Source organism: Parafrankia soli (genome assembly GCF_001854695.1).
Lineage (GTDB): Bacteria > Actinomycetota > Actinomycetes > Frankiales > Frankiaceae > Parafrankia > Parafrankia soli.
Genome location: NZ_MAXA01000268.1, coordinates 102347 through 120207, shown reverse-complemented (window position 1 = coordinate 120207; position 17861 = coordinate 102347). Strand labels below are relative to the sequence as shown.

Annotated in this window: 12 protein-coding genes; 8 read left to right on the top strand and 4 right to left on the bottom strand. The window is 73.9% G+C overall.

Going from position 1 to position 17861, the window contains the following annotated elements; genetic code table 11:
* The first annotated feature begins 183 nt into the window (after positions 1 to 183).
* From BBK14_RS32030 to BBK14_RS32005, 6 genes are all read left to right on the top strand, one after another.
* A complete protein-coding gene (locus tag BBK14_RS32030; RefSeq protein WP_071066879.1) occupies positions 184 to 987 on the top strand; it encodes a DUF3050 domain-containing protein in 804 nt (267 codons plus the stop codon).
* A 132-nt stretch (positions 988 to 1119) separates the two neighbouring features.
* Positions 1120 to 2982, top strand: a complete 1863-nt coding sequence (locus tag BBK14_RS32025; protein ID WP_071066878.1) for a class I adenylate-forming enzyme family protein — start codon at positions 1120 to 1122, stop codon at positions 2980 to 2982.
* Between the two features lie 100 nt (positions 2983 to 3082).
* Positions 3083 to 3742, top strand: a complete 660-nt coding sequence (locus tag BBK14_RS32020) for a carboxymuconolactone decarboxylase family protein (RefSeq protein ID WP_071066877.1) — start codon at positions 3083 to 3085, stop codon at positions 3740 to 3742.
* 43 nt (positions 3743 to 3785) lie between these two features.
* Positions 3786 to 4724 (top strand): NAD(P)-dependent oxidoreductase, encoded by a 939-nt coding sequence (locus tag BBK14_RS32015; RefSeq protein ID WP_071066919.1) that lies wholly within the window; start codon positions 3786 to 3788, stop codon positions 4722 to 4724.
* Between the two features lie 433 nt (positions 4725 to 5157).
* Complete coding sequence (locus tag BBK14_RS32010; protein WP_071066876.1) at positions 5158 to 6528, top strand: hypothetical protein; 1371 nt, start codon at positions 5158 to 5160, stop codon at positions 6526 to 6528.
* A gap of 68 nt (positions 6529 to 6596) precedes the next feature.
* A complete protein-coding gene (locus BBK14_RS32005) occupies positions 6597 to 8879 on the top strand; it encodes an AfsR/SARP family transcriptional regulator (protein WP_071066875.1) in 2283 nt (760 codons plus the stop codon).
* 105 nt (positions 8880 to 8984) lie between these two features.
* Here BBK14_RS32005 and BBK14_RS32000 read toward each other — a convergent pair whose 3' ends face one another.
* A complete protein-coding gene (locus BBK14_RS32000; protein ID WP_071066874.1) occupies positions 8985 to 9395 on the bottom strand; it encodes a hypothetical protein in 411 nt (136 codons plus the stop codon).
* 120 nt (positions 9396 to 9515) lie between these two features.
* The gene (locus BBK14_RS31995; protein ID WP_083391392.1) at positions 9516 to 10751 is read right to left on the bottom strand and encodes an enoyl-CoA hydratase/isomerase family protein; all 1236 of its coding nucleotides are present in this window, start codon (positions 10749 to 10751) and stop codon (positions 9516 to 9518) included.
* 88 nt (positions 10752 to 10839) lie between these two features.
* Between BBK14_RS31995 and BBK14_RS31990 the strand changes: the two genes are divergently transcribed.
* Together BBK14_RS31990 and BBK14_RS31985 are read left to right on the top strand one after the other, a co-directional pair.
* Positions 10840 to 12294: an amidohydrolase family protein gene (locus BBK14_RS31990; RefSeq protein WP_071066873.1), complete on the top strand. Its 1455-nt coding sequence runs from the start codon at positions 10840 to 10842 to the stop codon at positions 12292 to 12294.
* Between the two features lie 510 nt (positions 12295 to 12804).
* Positions 12805 to 14040, top strand: a complete 1236-nt coding sequence (locus tag BBK14_RS31985) for a cytochrome P450 (RefSeq protein ID WP_071066872.1) — start codon at positions 12805 to 12807, stop codon at positions 14038 to 14040.
* A 140-nt stretch (positions 14041 to 14180) separates the two neighbouring features.
* Here BBK14_RS31985 and BBK14_RS31980 read toward each other — a convergent pair whose 3' ends face one another.
* Both BBK14_RS31980 and BBK14_RS31975 read right to left on the bottom strand, forming a co-directional pair.
* Positions 14181 to 16007 (bottom strand): ABC transporter ATP-binding protein, encoded by a 1827-nt coding sequence (locus BBK14_RS31980; RefSeq protein WP_071066871.1) that lies wholly within the window; start codon positions 16005 to 16007, stop codon positions 14181 to 14183.
* Positions 16004 to 17716, bottom strand: a complete 1713-nt coding sequence (locus tag BBK14_RS31975; RefSeq protein WP_071066917.1) for an ABC transporter transmembrane domain-containing protein — start codon at positions 17714 to 17716, stop codon at positions 16004 to 16006. Before BBK14_RS31975 ends, BBK14_RS31980 begins: the two co-directional genes overlap by 4 nt.
* Positions 17717 to 17861: the final 145 nt, after the last annotated feature.

Genomic DNA, 17861 nt, shown 5'->3' with positions numbered 1-17861 from the left:
GGCGCCCATGCGCCCGCGCCGGCCGCCCCGGCCCCATGCCAAGTAGCGGCAGGAAGCTGCCGGCACGCTACCGGTGCGCTACCGGAGACGGGAAACCTGCTCCCACCGGTCCCCCACGGGCCGTCCGGTCGACGGACGGCCGCGGACGGCCGGTTCCTCAGGCCGTCGAAAGGTGGATGACCCGTGCCGAGTCGCTATTCCTGGGGTGGCGCCCATCCGTCGGTCCGGTGGCTCAAGGAGGAGATAACCCCGGCCCGGGACGACGTTCTCACGCATGCCGTGTACGGCCGCCTGGTGACGCCGGACGACGTCACGACCTTCATGACCAGCCACGTGTTCGCGGTCTGGGATTTCATGTCCCTGCTGAAGACCCTGCAACGCRGGCTCACGTGTGTCGACGTGCCGTGGGTGCCGACCCCGCACCGGAACTGCCGCCGCCTGATCAACGAGATCGTCCTCGTCGAGGAGAGCGACGAGTACGGCGACTCCTACATCAGCCATTTCGAGCTGTATCTCCAGGCGATGGCGGAGGCCGGGGCGGACACCGGGCCCATCGAGCGATTCCTCGCCGAACTGGCCGCCGGTACCCCCGTGCCGGAGGCGGTCTCCCGCGCGCGGGTGCCGGCGCCGGCCGCGCGGTTCGTACGCCTCACCTGGGACCTGCTGGGCTCCGCGCCACTGCACTCTCTGGCCGCCGCGTTCGCCTTCGGGCGCGAGGACCTGATACCGGAGATGTTCACCCAGGTCCTCGACGGCGACGTCGACTTCTCGGCCTTCCGGGACTACCTGTCCCGGCATGTGGCCGTCGACGGGGAGCAGCACACCCCCATGGCGATGGAGATGCTCGTGGCCCTCGCCGGCGACGACCGGGAGCGGTGGCGGGAGTGCGCGGCCGTGGTGCGGGACTGCCTGCGGGCCCGCGCGGCRCTGTGGGACGGCATCGCCGCGTCGCTCCCGAACCGGCGTCCCGTCCAGCAGGTCTCCTGACCACCGCACCAACGCCGCCGCGCCACCACCCGCCACATGGCCACATAGCACCCGTTTGGCCACCTTGCGCCACCAAACCACCTCACACAAACACCGCTTCGTCGTCTCACCCTCCGGCCGTCAGGAGCGCCGATGATCGTCGCCTTAGTCGTGGTCCTGGGAGTCCTCGCCGCCTACACGGCGTTCGTCTGCACGTCGGTCGCGCTACCCCGACGGCTGCGACTCGCACTGGGACCGATATCGCTGGAGCGGATCCCCGACCGGGCGGCCCGCCGCCATCGCGGCCGGGTTCTCTTCACCAGCGACGAGCCGTGCTCGTGGTCCGTGCCCCAGCCCGGTGGCACGGGCGGGCCCGGCCCGGACAGCTGGACGGCACGGGACGTCCAGACCACGGCCGGCCGCGTCGCCGCGGCCCTGTCCGCCCTCGGTCTGCGCCACGGCCAACGGGTTGCCATCCTCAAGCGGAACCACTTCGACATCCACCTCCTTCATCTCGGGGTGGTGCGCGCAGGCGGGGTCGCCTGCCCCATGAACGGCGCCTTCGCCGCCGACAAGGTCGCGCCCTACCTGCTCAACGTCAACGCCCGGATCCTGCTGGCCGACGTCCCGACGCTGCTGCGCGTCCTGCGCGAGGGCGGCGCTCCGGACGGGGTCGACACGGTCGTCCTGGTCGGGCGGGCCGGCGACACCCCGGAGACAGACGTCCGGGAGCTGTCCGCCGCGCTGGAACGCGCCGGGGTGCCGGCCGTCCACTGGATCGAGGAGCTGCTCGCGGCGGTCGAGCGGCCCGCCCCCGCCGTCCGCCGCGGCCGGCGGGAACCGCTCTACCTGGTCCACACCTCCGGCACCACCGGGTTCCCCAAGGCGGTGATCCTGCGCAACGGGCCGCAGGCCCGCGCCATCCGCGGGTGGCTGTGCTACGTCCACGTCTCGCCACAGCGGGACAAGGGCTACTTCGCGGTGCCCAACAACCACCAAGCGGTCATCATGACCTTCCACAGTCTGCTCCTGCTGGGTGTGCGGACCCACTGGACGCGGGCGACCGGCCTCGACTTCGACGCGCCGCGGGCCGTCCAGGAGCTGGCCAGCGGCCGCTACACCGGTTTCTTCGGCTTTCCGATCACCTACACCCAGCTCAAGGAGGTCCCGCTCGCGGCGCACGACCTGCGCGCCATGCGGTTCTGGGCGAGTACGGCCGACGCCGCGCACGAGGAGATGATCAGGCCCTGCGTCCGGGTGGGCGGCACGTTCCGCCGGCTGGGCCTGCCGATGGGGGGCTCGGTCTACCTGGACGCGCAGGGCTCGAGCGAGGTCGGCACCCCGTCGGTGCTGCGCTACTACAGCCGGTTCACCCGTCGCTACGAGCGCCGGATCGGCCGGCGGCACTCCACCCCCTTCGGGCCCCGGGTCCGCATCGCCCGGGACGGCAGGGTGGTCCCGCGCGGAGAGGTGGGCCGGCTCGAGGTCCGCGGGAGGACGCTGTTCGAGGCCTACTGGAACAACCACTCGCTCACCTACGAGGCCGTCCGCGACGGCTGGTTCTTCACCGGCGACGTGGCCCGCTGGTCGGGCGGCCACGTGGTCCAGCTCGACCGGGAGGTCGACGTCATCCGCACGCGGGTGGGAGAGGTCTACAGCCTTCCCATCGAGGAACGCGTCCACCGGCACCCGGCGGTCTTCGACGCCTGCGTCTACGCCGCCCGTCAGCCTGACGGGAGCCAGCTGCCCGCCGCGGCGGTGGCGGTGCGGTCCGGCGCCTCGACCACCGCACGGGAGCTGCGCGACGAGCTGAACGCGCTGTTGACCCCGGCCGAACACCTGGTGGCCGTGGAGATCGTGCCGTGGGACGAGTTCCCGATCGGGGTCACCGGCAAGACGCTCAAGCGGGCGTTCCGTGAGCGGACCGAACCGACGCCGGTGCCGGAGGCGAACCGCCCCGTCGCCCTGGAGATCGCCGACCGCCCGGCGCCACTGGTCGCGGCCTCGTCCGGCTAGCCCCCATGCGGTGTCCCCGCCGGCCGGCCGGACGCGGGCCGGCCGGCGGAAGCCGGGACGGGGCGGCGCACGCCCCGCAGTCGTCGACAGAGGGACGGACATGACCATCACAGGAACGGATCGCCAGGGCCTCGACACGAAGGGCCGCCGCTGGGTCGAGCTGGTGTGCCTCGCCTCGGCCGGCTCCGCCGACACGCTCGCCGAGCGGGTACTCGAGGTACTCGACCGGGACGAGATCACCCTGGCGGAACTGCAGGAGTTCGTACTGCAGTACGCCGTGTACGCCGGCTGGCCGCGGGGCTCGGAGGCCGAGGCCGTCATCCGGCGCCAGTGGGCCCGGCTGCGGTCCGAGCGAGGCGAGGAGATCACGCCCTGGCCGCTGCTCGACACCGCGTCGCTGGGCCCGGAGAGCTGGGAGACACGGCTGCGGGCGGGCGAGGACGCCTTCCGCACGGTGAACCTGCTCGAGGCCCCGCGCCGGGACACGCCGTTCGTCCAGGCCGGGATGCTCGGGTTCGTGTTCGGGCAGGTGTGGCGACGGCCGCACCTGACGGTACGGGAGCGACGACTGATCTCGATCGGCGTCTGCGCGACCGCGCAGACGTTCCACGCGCTGCGCCACCACGTCCGCTCGGCCCTCGAATCGACGGACCTCTCCGTGGCGGACCTGCGGGACGTTCTCGACGAGGTGAGCAGGCACATCCCCGCGCGGGCCGCCGAGACGCTGCGGGACGTCCTGTTCCAGGACGACTCGCGCTGACCGCCGCGGACCGAACCCTTCCACCGCTGAGGAGACGCACGTGATGCTGGCCGCCCCGCAGGGAGACTCGTCCCTGGCCAACGAGACCTACGGCTTCGTCGGCCTCGGGCATCAGGGTTCCCAGATAGTCAGGCGCTGTGCCTCCGCCGGCCGGCACCTCGTCGTGTACGACACGCAGACGGACCGCGCCGAGCAGTTCCGGCCCGCCGGGATGAGCGTCGCGGGGACGCTGGCGGAGCTGGGCCGCCGCGTCACCGTCGCGAGCGTGTGCGTCTACTCCGACGAGGACGTCCGGACGGTCGTGGCGGGGCCGGGAGGGCTGCTGGAGACGATGCGGTCGGGCGGCCTCGTCGTCATCCACAGCACCTGTTCGCCCCGGACCTGCGTCGATCTCGCCGCCCGGGCCCGCGGACGTGGCATTAGAGTCCTCGACGCCCCGGTCAGCAACGGTGCGCCCGACGAGTCGGGCCGTCAGCTCGTGGTCCTGGCCGGCGGCGACCGGCGGGATGTGGACAGGTGCGCGCCTGTCTTCGAGCTGTTCGGGAGAACCGTGGTGTACACGGGTGACGTGGGCAGCGCCCAGCTCACGAAGCTGGTGAACAACGCGCTGTTCATCGTGCACCGCAGCGCCGCCGTCGAGGCGCTTCGGGCGGCGGGCGCACTGGGCCTTGACCCGGACGGGGTGCGGGTGGCCCTGCAGGAGTGCAGCGCGAACGCGCGATCGCTCCCCATCCCGGGCGGCCCGCCCATCGGTGGGCACGGCGGCCCTCCCCCCGAAACGTTCGTGGCGCTGTTGACGAAGGACCTGAATCTTCTGGAGGCGTCGCTGGCCGACTGCCTTCCAGGCACGGAGCACCTCGTCGCCACCGCACGCCGCGCGCTCGCGACGATGCTGGCCCCGCCGGCCCCGCCGGCCCCGGCCGGCTTCGCCACGGCACCGGCCGACCTCACTCCGGCACCGCGACCGATTGTGACGGCCTGATTCGCCGGACACGTGATCCCGCCGGAACAACCGGATTCGTTCCCGGCCGCCGGCGGTTTCCACGAGAACCCGTCCGCGCAGGTGAGAAACCCGTACTTCCCAGTTTCCCGCCCGCCACGCCGGACACAGCAACGCCGATCTCGACGAAGAACGGTGACGGGCAGCGCGGAAGATCTCGCGCCGAATGTAACCAAACGTAGTGTGTTGACAAGTCTCCACCCGCAATCCAAACTCCTAATCGAGTTGGCGAGAAAAACGTTTCACGGACGGCAATGAATCGACCGGCAATGGCAGCGGGGAAAAGTGGGACCCTGCCGCGGATCGGCCGGCACCTCTGTCCGCCGGTGGGCATCGCCGGCGGGCGGCGGCCGCCGCTGCGCGGATACGGGATTCCAGAGCCCCGCCCTGACTGGCGACGTGAGGACAGACCAGGTTGTTTCGGAACCACCAACGAAGACGGCCACCGCGAGAAAAACAGATAACGGCGCTCCTGCGGGGCGCGCGGGACGCGGGACGCGGCGGTGACCTGCACCTGGCGATCGCGTTCCAGTCGAGCGCGGGCCGGCTGGCGCGCGTGCTCCACGCACAATCCCCCGGGGACGTGCGCGGAGCCCAGCTGCTCGGTGGCGTCCTGTATGACCTGGCAGCCCTGCTGCATCGGGCCGGCAGTGACGGCGAGGCCATACGGGCACTCGAGGACAGTGAGCGGGCGTACGCGACCCTCGCCGGGCGCGTACCGGCGGCGGGTGGGTGGATCTCCGACGTGTACGCCCGGCGCGCCGTCCTGCACGCCCAGCGGGGCTGCGGCGCGTCCGCGCTGGCGGATGCGCAGGCGGCGCTGCGCGCCCGCCACGTGCTCGACGGGGCCGACGGGGCCGACGGCCCCGATGAGGCCCGGACCCTCGCGCTCGGCAGCGACGTCCTCGGCGCGTTCGGGGACCCGGACATGGCGGTCGCGGCCGCCGACCGCGCCGTGCGCGGCTACCTGAGCTGTTTCGGCCCGGCCGGCGTGGCCGGCCCCGGCCTGCCCCGTACCTCCCCCCACGTGGGCTACCTGGCCCGGGCCTGCCGGGTGGCGGCCGTCATCCGGCAGGCCCGCGGGGCCGGCGAGGAGGGCCGGGCCGCCCGGTTGGCGGCCGCGGCCGCCAACCTCGGCGCCTCGGCGCCGGCGACCGTTCTGGAGCGGCGGTTCTCCTCACCGAACCCGCCGGATCTCGCCACCGGCCTGGAGGACGCGCTGCGCGTGGTGCCCCGCTGTGGTGGCGATGGCCGTCGCGCCGAGCTGCTGCGCGCGGCGCTGGTGCGCGCACGGGCCGACCGAACCGCCCTGACCTGGTACGAAGGCGTCACCGTCGACGCACCCGAGACGACAGCGGGCACGGCGACCGGCGCCACGATGGGCATGGGGCCGCCCGGTGTCGGAGGGTTGCTGGCGCGGCTCGCCACGGCCGTCCTGCCCACCGACGCCGCGGCCGGGATGCGGCTGGCCCTGGAGGCACACCGCCTGCGCGCCGGCGCACCGGCGGCCCGCTCCGGCCGGGCGCACGCGGATGACGCGGCCTGGGCGGAAGTGCTGCTGACCGCCAGCAGGCAGGTCGCCGGCACCGGGGACACACTGTTCGCCCTGGATCTCGCCGCCTGGGCCGCCCGAGCCACGCAGGCCCCCGCGGACACCTGCCCGGCGGGTGCGATCGACGGTCTCGACGCGTGCGAGGGGGGACCACCTCGACACAGCTCCCGGCCGTCCGACATCCACTGCCGGCCGGATCTGGGTACCGGGGCCTGGGAGGCCCTGCCGTGCTAGCGGCGGCGCCTCGGGACGCGCCAAGGGCATCCATCCCGGTCAGATCACCCGATCGCCCTGGAGGACCGTTGAAGACAGCCGGAACGGACCAGGCCGGCGGGATCCCCCGGTTCCAGCTGCTCGGCCCGCTCGAGGTCCGAGACGGGCACGACCGCCCGATCCCGGTCTCCGCCGCGAAGCAACGCGGTGTGCTGGCCGCGCTGCTGGTCGACGCGGGCACCGTCGTCTCGACGGACCGATTAGCCGACCTGCTCTGGGACGGCTCGCCACCACCGTCCGCCAAGAAGACGCTGGAGAACTACCTCAGCCGGCTGCGCCGGCTGCTGGGGCCGGCGGTGGGTGGGCACCTCGTCACCCGTTCCCCCGGCTATGTGATCGAGCTCCGGGACGGGCTGGAGGTCGACCTGGTCATGCTGGCCGATCTCGCCGGACGGGCGCAGGAGGCCGCCGACCGGGCGGACTGGACCCGTGCCGGCCGCGACGCCCGCGAGGCGCTGGCGCTCTGGCGCGGCGACCCGTTCTGTGACGTGCCGGTGGAGCGGCTGCGGTGCGAACAGACACCGCACCTGGCCGAGGCCCGGTTGCGGCTGCGGGAGCTGGCCCTGACCGCCCAGGTGATGCTGGGCGATCACCACATCGCCCTGCCCGGTCTCCGGCGCCTCGTCGAGGAGACCAGAATCCGGGAGCACCCCTGGGAGCTGCTGATCAGCGCCCTGTACCGCTGCGGCCGCAAGGCCGAGGCGTTCGAGGCGTACCGCCGTGTCGGCAGGATCCTGCGGGATGAGCTCGGGGTGGATCCCGGCCGCGGGCTCCAGCGCCTGCACGGCCTGATGCTGGCCGACGACCCGCATCTCCTGCCCACGGCGGACGTCCACGCGCGCCTGCCCCCGCCGGGCACGCCCGGGACTCCGCCGGCCGACACCCTCCCGCCGCCGGCCGACACCCTCCCGCCACCGGCCGACACCCTGTCGCCACCAGCCGGCACCCTTCCGCCACCGGCCCCGCCCGGGGCGTCCGCCCGGCCCGGACCGCCCGTCCTGTCGACCGTGGACGCCCCGGCAGCCGAGGTCCGCCAGGGCGTCGCCGCCCGCTACGGGAGCCTGCCGGCACCGCGCACGGCCACCGATCCGGACCCGGCGCGGGCGCTGCGCCTGCTCAGCGGATGGGACGGAGACGACCTGCCACTGGCGGCGGCGGGTGCCATGCTGCGCCGGCCGGTGGAGATCGTGCGGCGTGAGCTGGGCATCCTGACCGATCTGCGGCTTCTGGAGAGCCCCGCCCCGGGCCGGCACCGGCTGCCCCCCGCCGTGCGGGTGTTCGGGCGCACGGTGGCCCGGGCCCAGCACACCGACGCCGAGCGGCAGGAGGCCCTGGCCCGGCTCCTCGGGTGGTATCTGCAGACGGCGATCGCGGCCGAGGACGTGCTGCATCCCTACGGCCGTCGGCAGGTCCCGGGTACGGGCGTGGCCGAGTTCCCCCGCGAGGGCTTCGCCAGCTACGGGGACGCGTCGGCCTGGTTTTCGGCCGAGCACGCGAACCTCGTGACCGCGGTCCGGGTCGCCGCCTGCACGGCCGAGCACACCATCGCCTGGCAGTTGGCGGCCGGTCTGACCGGCTATCTCCATCTCAGCAAGCGCTGGACGGACTGGATCACGACCGCCCAGATCGGCCTCGTCTCCGCCAGGCACCTGGGCGAGCGGTCCGGCGAGGCCGCGCTCCTGCTGAGCGCCGGCCTCGCCTATCGCGACCTACGCCTGCTCGGCCGCTCCGTCGACCTGATCGAGAAGGCGACGGCGATCCGGCAGGAGACGGCGGACCCATGGGGTGAGGCGTGCAGCCTGCTCGGCCTGGGCCAGGTGCACGGACCGGACCAGATGATCGTCCACCACCGCCGCGCGGAGAAGATCTTCACCGAGGCCGGGAACCTCTGGGGCTACGCCCTGACCCAGATCGAGCGGGGGCGGGCCCTGCGCAGGCTGCACCACCCCGAACGGGCGGTCGCCTGCCACCGCGGCAGCGCCGCCATCCTGGCGGACCTCGGTGACCTGTGGGGAGTGGGGCTGGCGCACCTCGGCCTGGCCGAGGACTACCTGGCCTACGGAAGCCACGAGGACGCGGCCACCTCGTGCCGCCGCTCGCTGGCGGTCTGCTGCGAGATCGGCGACCGTCACACCAGCGCACGCGTCCTCGCCCTGCTGGGACAGATCTACCTCCAGCTCTCCGATCCGGCTGCCGCCCACCAGGCATGGAGCAGGGCGTTGCGGATCTTCGAAAATCTCGCCGACCCGCGCGCCACGCAGGTCCGGGTGGGCATGGCGAACCTCGACGCGGCGGTGGCGATGGCGTCCTGACCGCGGCTGGTCGGCGACGGTCGTCAGCGAAGGGCGGACGGCGGAGGGCATTCCGTGAACGGGCGGCCCGCCGACGTTCCGTGGGCGGAGACACGCACCGAAGTCCTACGGGAAACGGAAGGTCCGGGGGTGCAGCTGGGGGCGCAGCGGCAGCAGGAACGGGAAGGCGGTGCGCCGCTGCGGCCACTCGTCGCGCGGCCAGGTCCGCCAGGACGGCCAGGGCACCGCGTGTACCGGCCGCGGCAGGCCGAGGGCTGACGGCGGTTCCACCGCGGGCGGCAGCGGGGTCTCGGCCCAGTCGACCGTGAGGCTGCCGCAGAACGCGCACGGCGGACCGCCGCGAGGCGAGGGGACCGGGACCCCGTTGTACCGGTAGACCTCGACGAGGCCGCCGTCGTCGTCGAACCAGCGGGTGACACCGAACGAGCGCTCCCACGCACGGCCGCATCGCCGGCATCGGTAGAAGATCTCCACGTTCGCGTTCTCCACGTCCACCACAGGGTGTTCGACGCTCATGGACCGAGCCCTTCGTCCGCTTCGGTGGGGTCAGGCCTGCCCCCACCTCTGCCCGACAGGGGCGGAGTTAACCCGGGACGGGAGGTCGTCACCCAACTCGCCGCGCGGCGACCTGGGCGATCACACCGGAGGGCGGGCGTCTCCGCGCACTGGGCGGACCTCGTCAACCAGGCCCCAGTTCGCCGCGGTGGCGGCGTCCAGCGGCCAGCCGGTCAGCGACAGGAACGCGGCGCGCTCCCGACCGACCCGGCGCACGACGCTGGACGTCCCACCCGCGCCGGGCACCAGCCCCATCGCGAGCTCGGGCAGCCGGAGGGTGGTCGCCGGATCGGCGATCACCCTCCGGGCGAAGGCCGGGACCTCCACCCCGGCTCCCACGCAGGTCCCGTGCATGTACGCGGTGACCCGGCGCGCGCAGCGCAGCAGCGACAGCGGGATGCTGCGGGTGGTCCGCACCGCGTGGGCGCGGGCCGGGTCGGGCAGCGAGCCGAACTCGGTGAGGTCGCCGCCGCTGCAGAACGAGCGGCCGGCCCCCCGCAGCCGCACCTCGGCGACGGTCGGGTCGGCCCCGGCCAGGGCGAACGCGGTGGCGAGGCCGTCCCGCAGATCGCGGCTCACCGCGTTGTGCACGCGCGGCCGGTTCAGCACGACCCACAGCTCGTCGCCGTCCCGCTCGACGAGAACCGCCGGCTCCGTGGGCTGGCCGATGGGCTCGGCACGCACCGGCGCGGTGGCGGCCCCGGCCTCGCGACGCTCCCGCGCGGCACGATGCCCGGCGAGCCAGGCGGCGAACTCGGGGCCGCCTTGCAGCGTCGAGTAGGTGAACGACTCGGCGATCACGGCGTCGCGGACGTCGATCCCCGCCGAGTACCGCACCAGCTGGGTGAACGCCACGCAGGCGCCGGGGACGGCACGGGTCATGGCTGCGATCGCGCCGAGGGCGGCCGTGAACCCGTCGCCCGGCCGCAGCGGGCCGACCCACGGGGCGGGCGGCGTGGCCTCGCCGGTCAGCAGCACGTCGTAGCCGGCCGACTCGATGCCCGGGGGGAGATCGGCGAGATCCGGCGCGACACCCACCAGCACGCACGGCAGCCAGCGGGCGAGCTCGCCGACCTCGACCGCCAGCGGGCCGTGGGCGCGCACGGCCAGCAGCGGCCGTCCGGTGTGCGCGGCGAACATCTCGGGATCGGCGCGCAGCAGGAGCAGCGCCTCCTCCGGCTCCAGGACATCGATCTCCGGGACAGCCACATCCGCGGCGGCGACATCCGGGGCAGCGACGCCGGGGACGATCGTCGTACTCCCCCGCCCGGTCGGGTGGGCCCCCGCCTGGTCCTGACGAACATCCACGGCGCCCACGTTAGGCCCGTCCCGTGCCGTCGTGCCGGGCACGGGCCCGCGCACCGTACTCTCGGGCTGCCGCTCCCCCGCGCCCCGAGGTGATCCCGTGCTGGTCAGACGCGCCGAGGCTGTCCTGGGCCGCGGTGGGCGGCCGGCGGGCGGGCTGGTGGACGTCCGGATCGGCGGCGGGGTCGTCACCGAGATCGGGCCGCCCGGGCAGCGCCTCGCCCGGCAGCGTGGCGAGGACGAGCTCGACGCCGTCGGCGGGGCCCTGCTCCCCGGCCTGCACGACCACCACATCCACCTGATGTCGCTGGCCGCGGCCGCGTCATCGGTCGTGCTGGGCCCGCCTGAGATCACCGGGCCACGGGATTTCGCGAACCGGCTGCGGACGGCCGCCGCCGCGGCGCGCGCCGGGACGGCCGGCGGCTGGCTCCGTGGGGTCGGCTATCATCCGGCCGTCGCCGGGGACCTCGACCGGGTGGCCCTGGACGCGCTCACCGGCGACGTCCCGGCCCGGGTGCAGCACCGGGGCGGCGCACTGTGGGTGCTCAACTCGGCCGGTCTGCGCGCGGTGGGCCTGGGCCCGGAGTCCTTTCTGGACGTCGAGGGCGTCGAACGGACGCCCGACGCGGTTCCCACGGGGCGGCTGTGGCGGCTCGACGGCTGGCTGGCCGGCAGGGTTCCGCGTGTTCCGGCCGATCTCGGCGCGGTGGGCCGGGCCGCCCTCGCCGTCGGTGTCACCGGCTTCACCGACGCCACCCCGCAACGGCGGCCCTCCGATGCCGCCGCGCTCGCCGACGCCGTCGCCTCGGGCGCGCTGCCGCAGCGTCTGACGCTGATGCGGCCGTTGGACGGCGGACCAGCCCTCCCGGACGGGATCTCACCCGGCCCGGTGAAGATCATGCTGGATGACACGAACCTGCCACCGCCGGACGCGCTCGCCGAGCGTGTCCGGTGGGCGCACCGGGCCGGCGCCTCGGTGGCCGTGCACTGCGTGACCCGCGTCCAGCTCGTGGTGGCCCTCGCCGCGATCGGCGACGCGGGCCCGCCGCCGCCGGGCACCGCCGACCGGATCGAGCACGGCGCGGTCGTCCCGCCGGAGCTGGCCACGCTGGTCGGCGCCGCCGGGCTCACCGTCGTCACCCAGCCGAACTTCGTCGCCGAGCGCGGGGACGCCTACCTCGCGGAGGTCGACCCGGACGACCTCGACTGGCTCTATCCCTGCCGGTCGCTGCTGGCCGCTGGGATCGCGGTAGCGGCCGGCACCGACGCACCCTTCGGTCATCCGGACCCGTGGCGGGCCATCCGGGCCGCCCGCGAGCGGCGCACGGCGTCCGGTCGGGTGCTCGGCGGCGGGGAGCGGGTCGACGGGCGGACCGCGCTCGACCTGTTCCTCGGCCGCCCCGGCGACCCGGCCCGCCCCCGCCGGCTCCACCCGGGTCTGCCCGCGGATCTGTGCCTGCTGCGAACACCGCTGGACGACGCGCTGGCCGACCCTGACGCCGCGCACGTCGCGGCCACGATCATCGACGGCGCGCTCGCGCACACGGCGCCTTAGGGTCCGTCACGGCACCCGGCCCGCATGCTCCGCCGGGCCACGTCTCCCGCCGGGCGCGTCGACTGCCGGGCCGGGTCCACTGCTGAACCGGGTCCTCTGCCGGGGCGCGTCAGCCAACCACAGACCGGGACTCCGCGCCGGGGAACCAGCTGCCAGGCCCTGGCATGTTTTGACCCGAGGCAAATCGGCGGTCTTGCTCTCCCGCAACGATCGCCTCGCTAGGGTAATTTCGACGCAACTGCCCAGGTTCGAGGGGGTTTGTGCGATGACGGACCCGGGCCGGCACGACCACCGGGCGGGCGGTCGCCACCCACCGCGGATGAGCACATCCCGGCCGATCTGAGGGCCGAGCGCGTACCACAACGTCACGCCCGCGCGGCGGCGCGGCCGTCTCCGCCCGGCCCTCAGATCGGCCGGCACCCGCGTACACAGCACCGGCAGCGATCCCCCGTCAGGCCGTGCGCGGTGCGTCGTTTCCTGACCCTGACCGTGAAAGGATCCATTTCTCCCATGTCGGTCACCGAGACTGTGCCTCAGGATCAGGACCAGGATCTTCCGTCCTTTCCTTTTCCGGACACCTTCAGCCCGCTCCCGTCGGGAACACTGGCCGAGATCGCCCGGCGCGCGCCCGCGATACGGGTTCGTTTCGGCCCCGGGCAGATCCCGATCTGGCTCATTGTCCGGCACGCCCCGGCCCGGGCGATGCTCAGCGACCCGCGCTTCTCCCGTACGAAGACGCTTGAGTTCCGGCCCCCGCTGACCGGGGCGCAGATTCCCGACCCGAACTCGCTGCTGTGGCTGGATCCGCCCGACCACACCCGTATCCGACGGCTGGTCTCCACCGGATTCGCCCACCGCCGCATCGAACAGCTCCGGCCGTGGGTCGCCGAGACCGCCCGCCGGCACGTCACCGCGATGACCGCCAAGGACGCCCCGGCCGACCTGCGCGCCGCCCTGGCCGCCGCGCTGCCGGTCGACGTCATCTGCCAGATCCTCGGCGTTCCGGAAATCGACCGGGAGAACGTCCGGACGTGGAGCGAGACGCTTTTCCGCTTCGCCACCAACCGGGAGGCCGCCGCCGCCGGGCAGAAGGCCCTGTACGGCTACATGGACAGCCTGGTGCGCGAACGGCAGGCCCAGCTCGCCGCGGGAGAGCCCGTGACGAAGCTGTTCGACGTCCTGATCACCACCCAGGACACCGACGACGGCCGGCTGAACGAGGTCGAGCTGCGTTCGCTGGCGCTGACGCTGCTCATCGGCGGGTTCGAGACGACCGCCGGCGTGATCACCAATGCGGTCACCACGCTGCTGACCGACCGGTCGCAGTGGGAGTCGCTGGTCGGCAACCCCGCGCTGCTACCGAACGCCGTCGAGGAGCTGCTGCGTTACCACCCGCTGTCGATGACCTTCCCCCGGGTCGCGACCGAGGACGTCGATCTCGGCGAGTTCACCGTGCGGGCCGGCGAGGTCGCGATCGCCCCGTTCGCCGCCACCAACCGGGACCCGGACCTCTACGACGACCCCGACCGGCTCGACCTCACCCGGGAGCCGGTGGCGAACCTGGCCTTCGGCCACGGGGCGCACCACTGCATCGGTGCGCACCTGGCCCGGGTCGAGCTGACCGAGGTGCTCTCCGCGCTGATCGACATCGTTCCCACCCTGCGCCTGGCGGTGCCGGTGTCGGAGCTGCGCTACGAGCTCGCCGCGCCGATCGGCCGTCCGGAGAAGCTACCCGTCGCCTGGTGACTCACCCGCCGGCGCGCCTGCCCACCCCGGCGTGGCCCGTCCGGCCACGTCGGGGTGGGCGCCGCGACCGGACGGGCTCCCTCGTCACGAGCGCAGACGTCAGGCCCGCCACGCACCCGTCGGCCCACCCGTCGGCGACCTCACGCCGAGGCCGAGGACGGAGCGCTGCTCGCGGGACCCTTGGTGGGATCACCGTTCGACGACCAGGCCGACCACATCCGCGCGTAGTGACCGCCCGCGGTCACGAGCGCGTCGTGTGAGCCGCTCTCCACGACCCGGCCCCGGTCGAGGACGACGACCCGGTCGGCCGCCGCCGCCTGCGTCAACCGGTGGGCGACCAGCAGGACGGTGCGGCCACTCAGCGCCCGCTGTGCGGCGAGCTCCAGTCGCCTGGCCCCGGCGCTGCCCGCCTCGGCGGTGGCCTCGTCGAGGATGACGATCGGGGCGTCGACGAGGAGGATGCGCGCGAGCGCGAGCTCCTGGGCCTGCGTCGGGGTGAGCCGGTGGCCACCCTTCCCCACGACGGTCCGGATGCCGGACGGCAGCGCGGTGACCCACTCCAGCGCGCCCGCCCGCTCCAGCGCCCCCTCGAGGTCCGCTTCGGTGGCCTCCGGCCGGGCCAGCCGAAGATCCTCGATCAGCGGCCCGGCGAACACGTGGACCTCCTGGGTGATCAGGCCCACCGACCGGCGCAGCTCGTCCGGGCCGAAACGGTCGACCGGCTGGCCGCCGAGCCGCAGCTCACCGGACGCCGGCGGGTGGAGCCCGGCGACGAGCTTGGCCAGCGTGGTCTTGCCGGCGCCGCTGGCACCGACCACCGCCAGGCGTTCCCCGGCCGGCACGGCGAGGTCGACACCGTGCAGGACCTCATGGCCGGCCCCGTAGGCGAATCGGACGTCGCGCAGGTCGATCGACGGCTCGGTGAGGACCGTCTCCTCCCGCTGCTCCGGCAGCGGCACCCCGGCGACACCGACGAGACGGGACAGTGCCGCGCCCGCCTCCTGCACCATGTCGATCATCATCAGCACCATGTTGACCGGTTCGAACAGGCGGCTGAAGTAGAACGCCGCGGCCGTGGCCGCGCCGACCGTCACGGACCCGTCCCGGACCAGATAGAAGCCGGCGACCAGGACGGCCGCCACGCCGATGGCCTCGGACAGGTGCATCCGGCCCCAGAAGCGCGTCCGGAAGCGCATCGCCCGGAAGGAGCAGTCCATCGCCTCCTCCGACCGCCCCGCCATCAGCCGCAGGTGGTCGGGACCGAGCCGGAAGGCCCGGACGGTGTCCGCGCCGCCAACCGAGTCGAGCAGCTGCTGGGCACGGGCGCCCTCGGCCACCCGCTGGGCGGCGAACACCGGTCCCGATCGCCGCAGGTACCACCGCAGCGCGTAGAGGTCCGTCGGCACGGCCAGCAACGCGACGGCGGCGAAACGCCAGTCGATGACCGCCAGGCCCACCGCCGTCATCCACACCAGGAAGACGGACATGGCCAGCGTCGGCACGATGTTGCGGATCGCCGTCGTCACGACCTCGACGTCACCGCTGATCCGCGCCACGAGGTCGCCGGCGCCACTGCGCTCCACCGCGCCCGAGGGCAGGTGCAGCGCCCGCTCGACCACCTCCTCCCGTAACGTCGCCAGAACGGGCTCGGCGACGAACGCGATCAGCGTCCTGGTCAGCACCTGGAAGACGCCCGTGGCGACCGCGACGAGCACCAGGACCTGGACCGGCCAGACGATCGCCCCCCGGTCACCCTCGATCGCCGCGTCGATCACCCATCCGAGGGCCCGCGGCGTGACCAGCTGGACAGCCGCGCCGACCGCCAGCGCCAGGACCGTGAGCACCGCGAGGTACCAGCGGGGCCGCAGCAGGCGGAGCGCGTACCGCCAGGTCTCGCCTGCTCCCGCCTTCGGGAGGAGACCGTCCTCGGGCTCCGGGCCCGCGGACGGGCCTGGGCGGCGCCTCATGCGAGCACCAGCTCGCGGTAGCGGGGGTGCGAGCCGACGAGCTCCTCGTGGGTCCCCTCGGTTGTGATCACGCCGCCGTCGAGCACCACGACACGGTCGCAGAACGACAGCACGGCGGGGCTCGAGGTCACGCAGACCGTGCTCGCGCCGTCGCGCAGCTGTCTGACGCCCTGCGTGATCTTCAGCTCGGTGAGCGAGTCCACCGCGGTCGTCGGCTCGTGCAGCACCAGCACGGGGACGTCCGCCGCCAGGGCCCGGGCAAGGGCGACCCGCTGGCGCTGACCGCCGGACAGCGACACCCCCCCGTGCAGGAGCCGGGTCCGCAGGCCCTCGCTGAGCACCTCCTCGAGGTCGTCGAGCCCCGCCGCCGCGACCACCGGGCCCAACTCCGCCCCGGGCGCCGCGGAACGGATGTTGTCCGCCACCGTCCCCTCGAACAGCTCGGCGTCGTGCGGGGCCACCAGGACGACCGATCGGGTCTCGTCGGGGTACAGCTGCGCGACGGACTCACCGTCGAGCAGGACGGTTCCGGTCTCGGGGTCGGCGTCGCGGGCCAGGACCGCCAGCAGGGCCGCCGCCTCCTTCGGATCGGAGGCGACGATGCCGACGAACTCGCCCGCCGCCACCTCCAGGTCGAGACCGCGGATGGTGCCGGCCGAGAAGCCCTCGAAGCGGAGGCGCCCGGGGCCGGCCGCCGTGGCCTGGCGGGTGCCGCCGACCGCGTGGGGGGCGTCGAGGATCGCGGCGATGCGACCGGCCGAGGCCAGCGACTGCGCGCGCTGCGAACCGAAGCCGGTGATCCGGTTGAGGGGATCGACGAGGAACTGCGCCAGGCCGACCGCGGTGATCAGCGCGCCGATGCTGATCGACCCGCCGGCGGCCAGCCGCCCCGCCACCAGGGTCACGGCGGCGAGCAGACCACCGGCCAGCACGACGGCCACCGCCCGCACGGTCGACTCCGCGGCCGCCGAGCGCAGGGTCGCACCCAACGCCTCCCGGCTGGCCGACCGGTAACGCGCGACGGCGGGACGCTCACCACCGAAGCCCTTGAGGACCCGCAGGCCGGCGATCAGGTCCGCGGCCAGGCCGGTCGCCGCGGCCATCTTCGCGCGTTCCGCGGCGCTGCGGTGCTCCAGCGGCCGGCCGAGCACATGCGTGATCACCAGCAGCAGCACCGAGCCCGCGGTCACGAGGGCGGTGAGCGGCAGGGAGAACCGGACGAGGGCGACCACGGCCACGCCGACTCCCGCGAAACCGGAGATGGCCATCGCGGTGGCGTAGTTCAGCATGCCGACCTTCAGGGCGTCGCCGGTCGCCAGAGAGACGAGCTCGCCGGGCATCCGCTCGGCCCCGGCGGCGCCGCGTGGGTCGAGAACCCGTTCGGCCAGCAGCATCCGCAGGTCGTGACCGGCCCCCTGGGTCGCCCGCAGGTTCGCCCGGAAGCCCCACCTCATCGCGCAGGTCAACACCACGAAGAGCCCGAGGAGCGCCGCCAGCCACCACAGCATGGACGGGCCGTCCCCGGTCGCGACCGCGCGGTCGACGGCGAGGCCGATCGTGACCGGCACGAGTGCCTCGGCCACCTGGTGGCACGACAGGAAGAACGACGAGGCGCCGAGGTGGCGAAGCTGGCCCCTTCTCGCCCGGCGCAGGATCGACGCGGCCGTGTGGGTCTGACCGGTGGAATCAGGTGCCACCGCCGCGTTCACGGAGCGTTCCACCCAGCGCCATGAGTTCCTCGCACCGCGCGCGCGGGTTCTCTTTCCTCCCGCTGCCGGGCATACAGCCGGGACTGTTTGGTCGGCAGGTTCTTCCATAACAGGTCTGGCGGCTCGACCACGTTGCCGTCAATGC

Bases quoted from the DNA above. Each gene is read 5' to 3' on its own strand.
- BBK14_RS32025 (WP_071066878.1), top strand. From the start codon at position 1,120: ATGATCGTCGCCTTAGTCGTGGTCCTGGGAGTCCTCGCCGCCTACACG.
- BBK14_RS32020 (WP_071066877.1), top strand. From the start codon at position 3,083: ATGACCATCACAGGAACGGATCGCCAGGGCCTCGACACGAAGGGCCGC.
- BBK14_RS32015 (WP_071066919.1), top strand. From the start codon at position 3,786: ATGCTGGCCGCCCCGCAGGGAGACTCGTCCCTGGCCAACGAGACCTAC.
- BBK14_RS32000 (WP_071066874.1), bottom strand. From the start codon at position 9,395: ATGAGCGTCGAACACCCTGTGGTGGACGTGGAGAACGCGAACGTGGAG.
- BBK14_RS31985 (WP_071066872.1), top strand. From the start codon at position 12,805: ATGTCGGTCACCGAGACTGTGCCTCAGGATCAGGACCAGGATCTTCCG.
- BBK14_RS31980 (WP_071066871.1), bottom strand. From the start codon at position 16,007: ATGAGGCGCCGCCCAGGCCCGTCCGCGGGCCCGGAGCCCGAGGACGGT.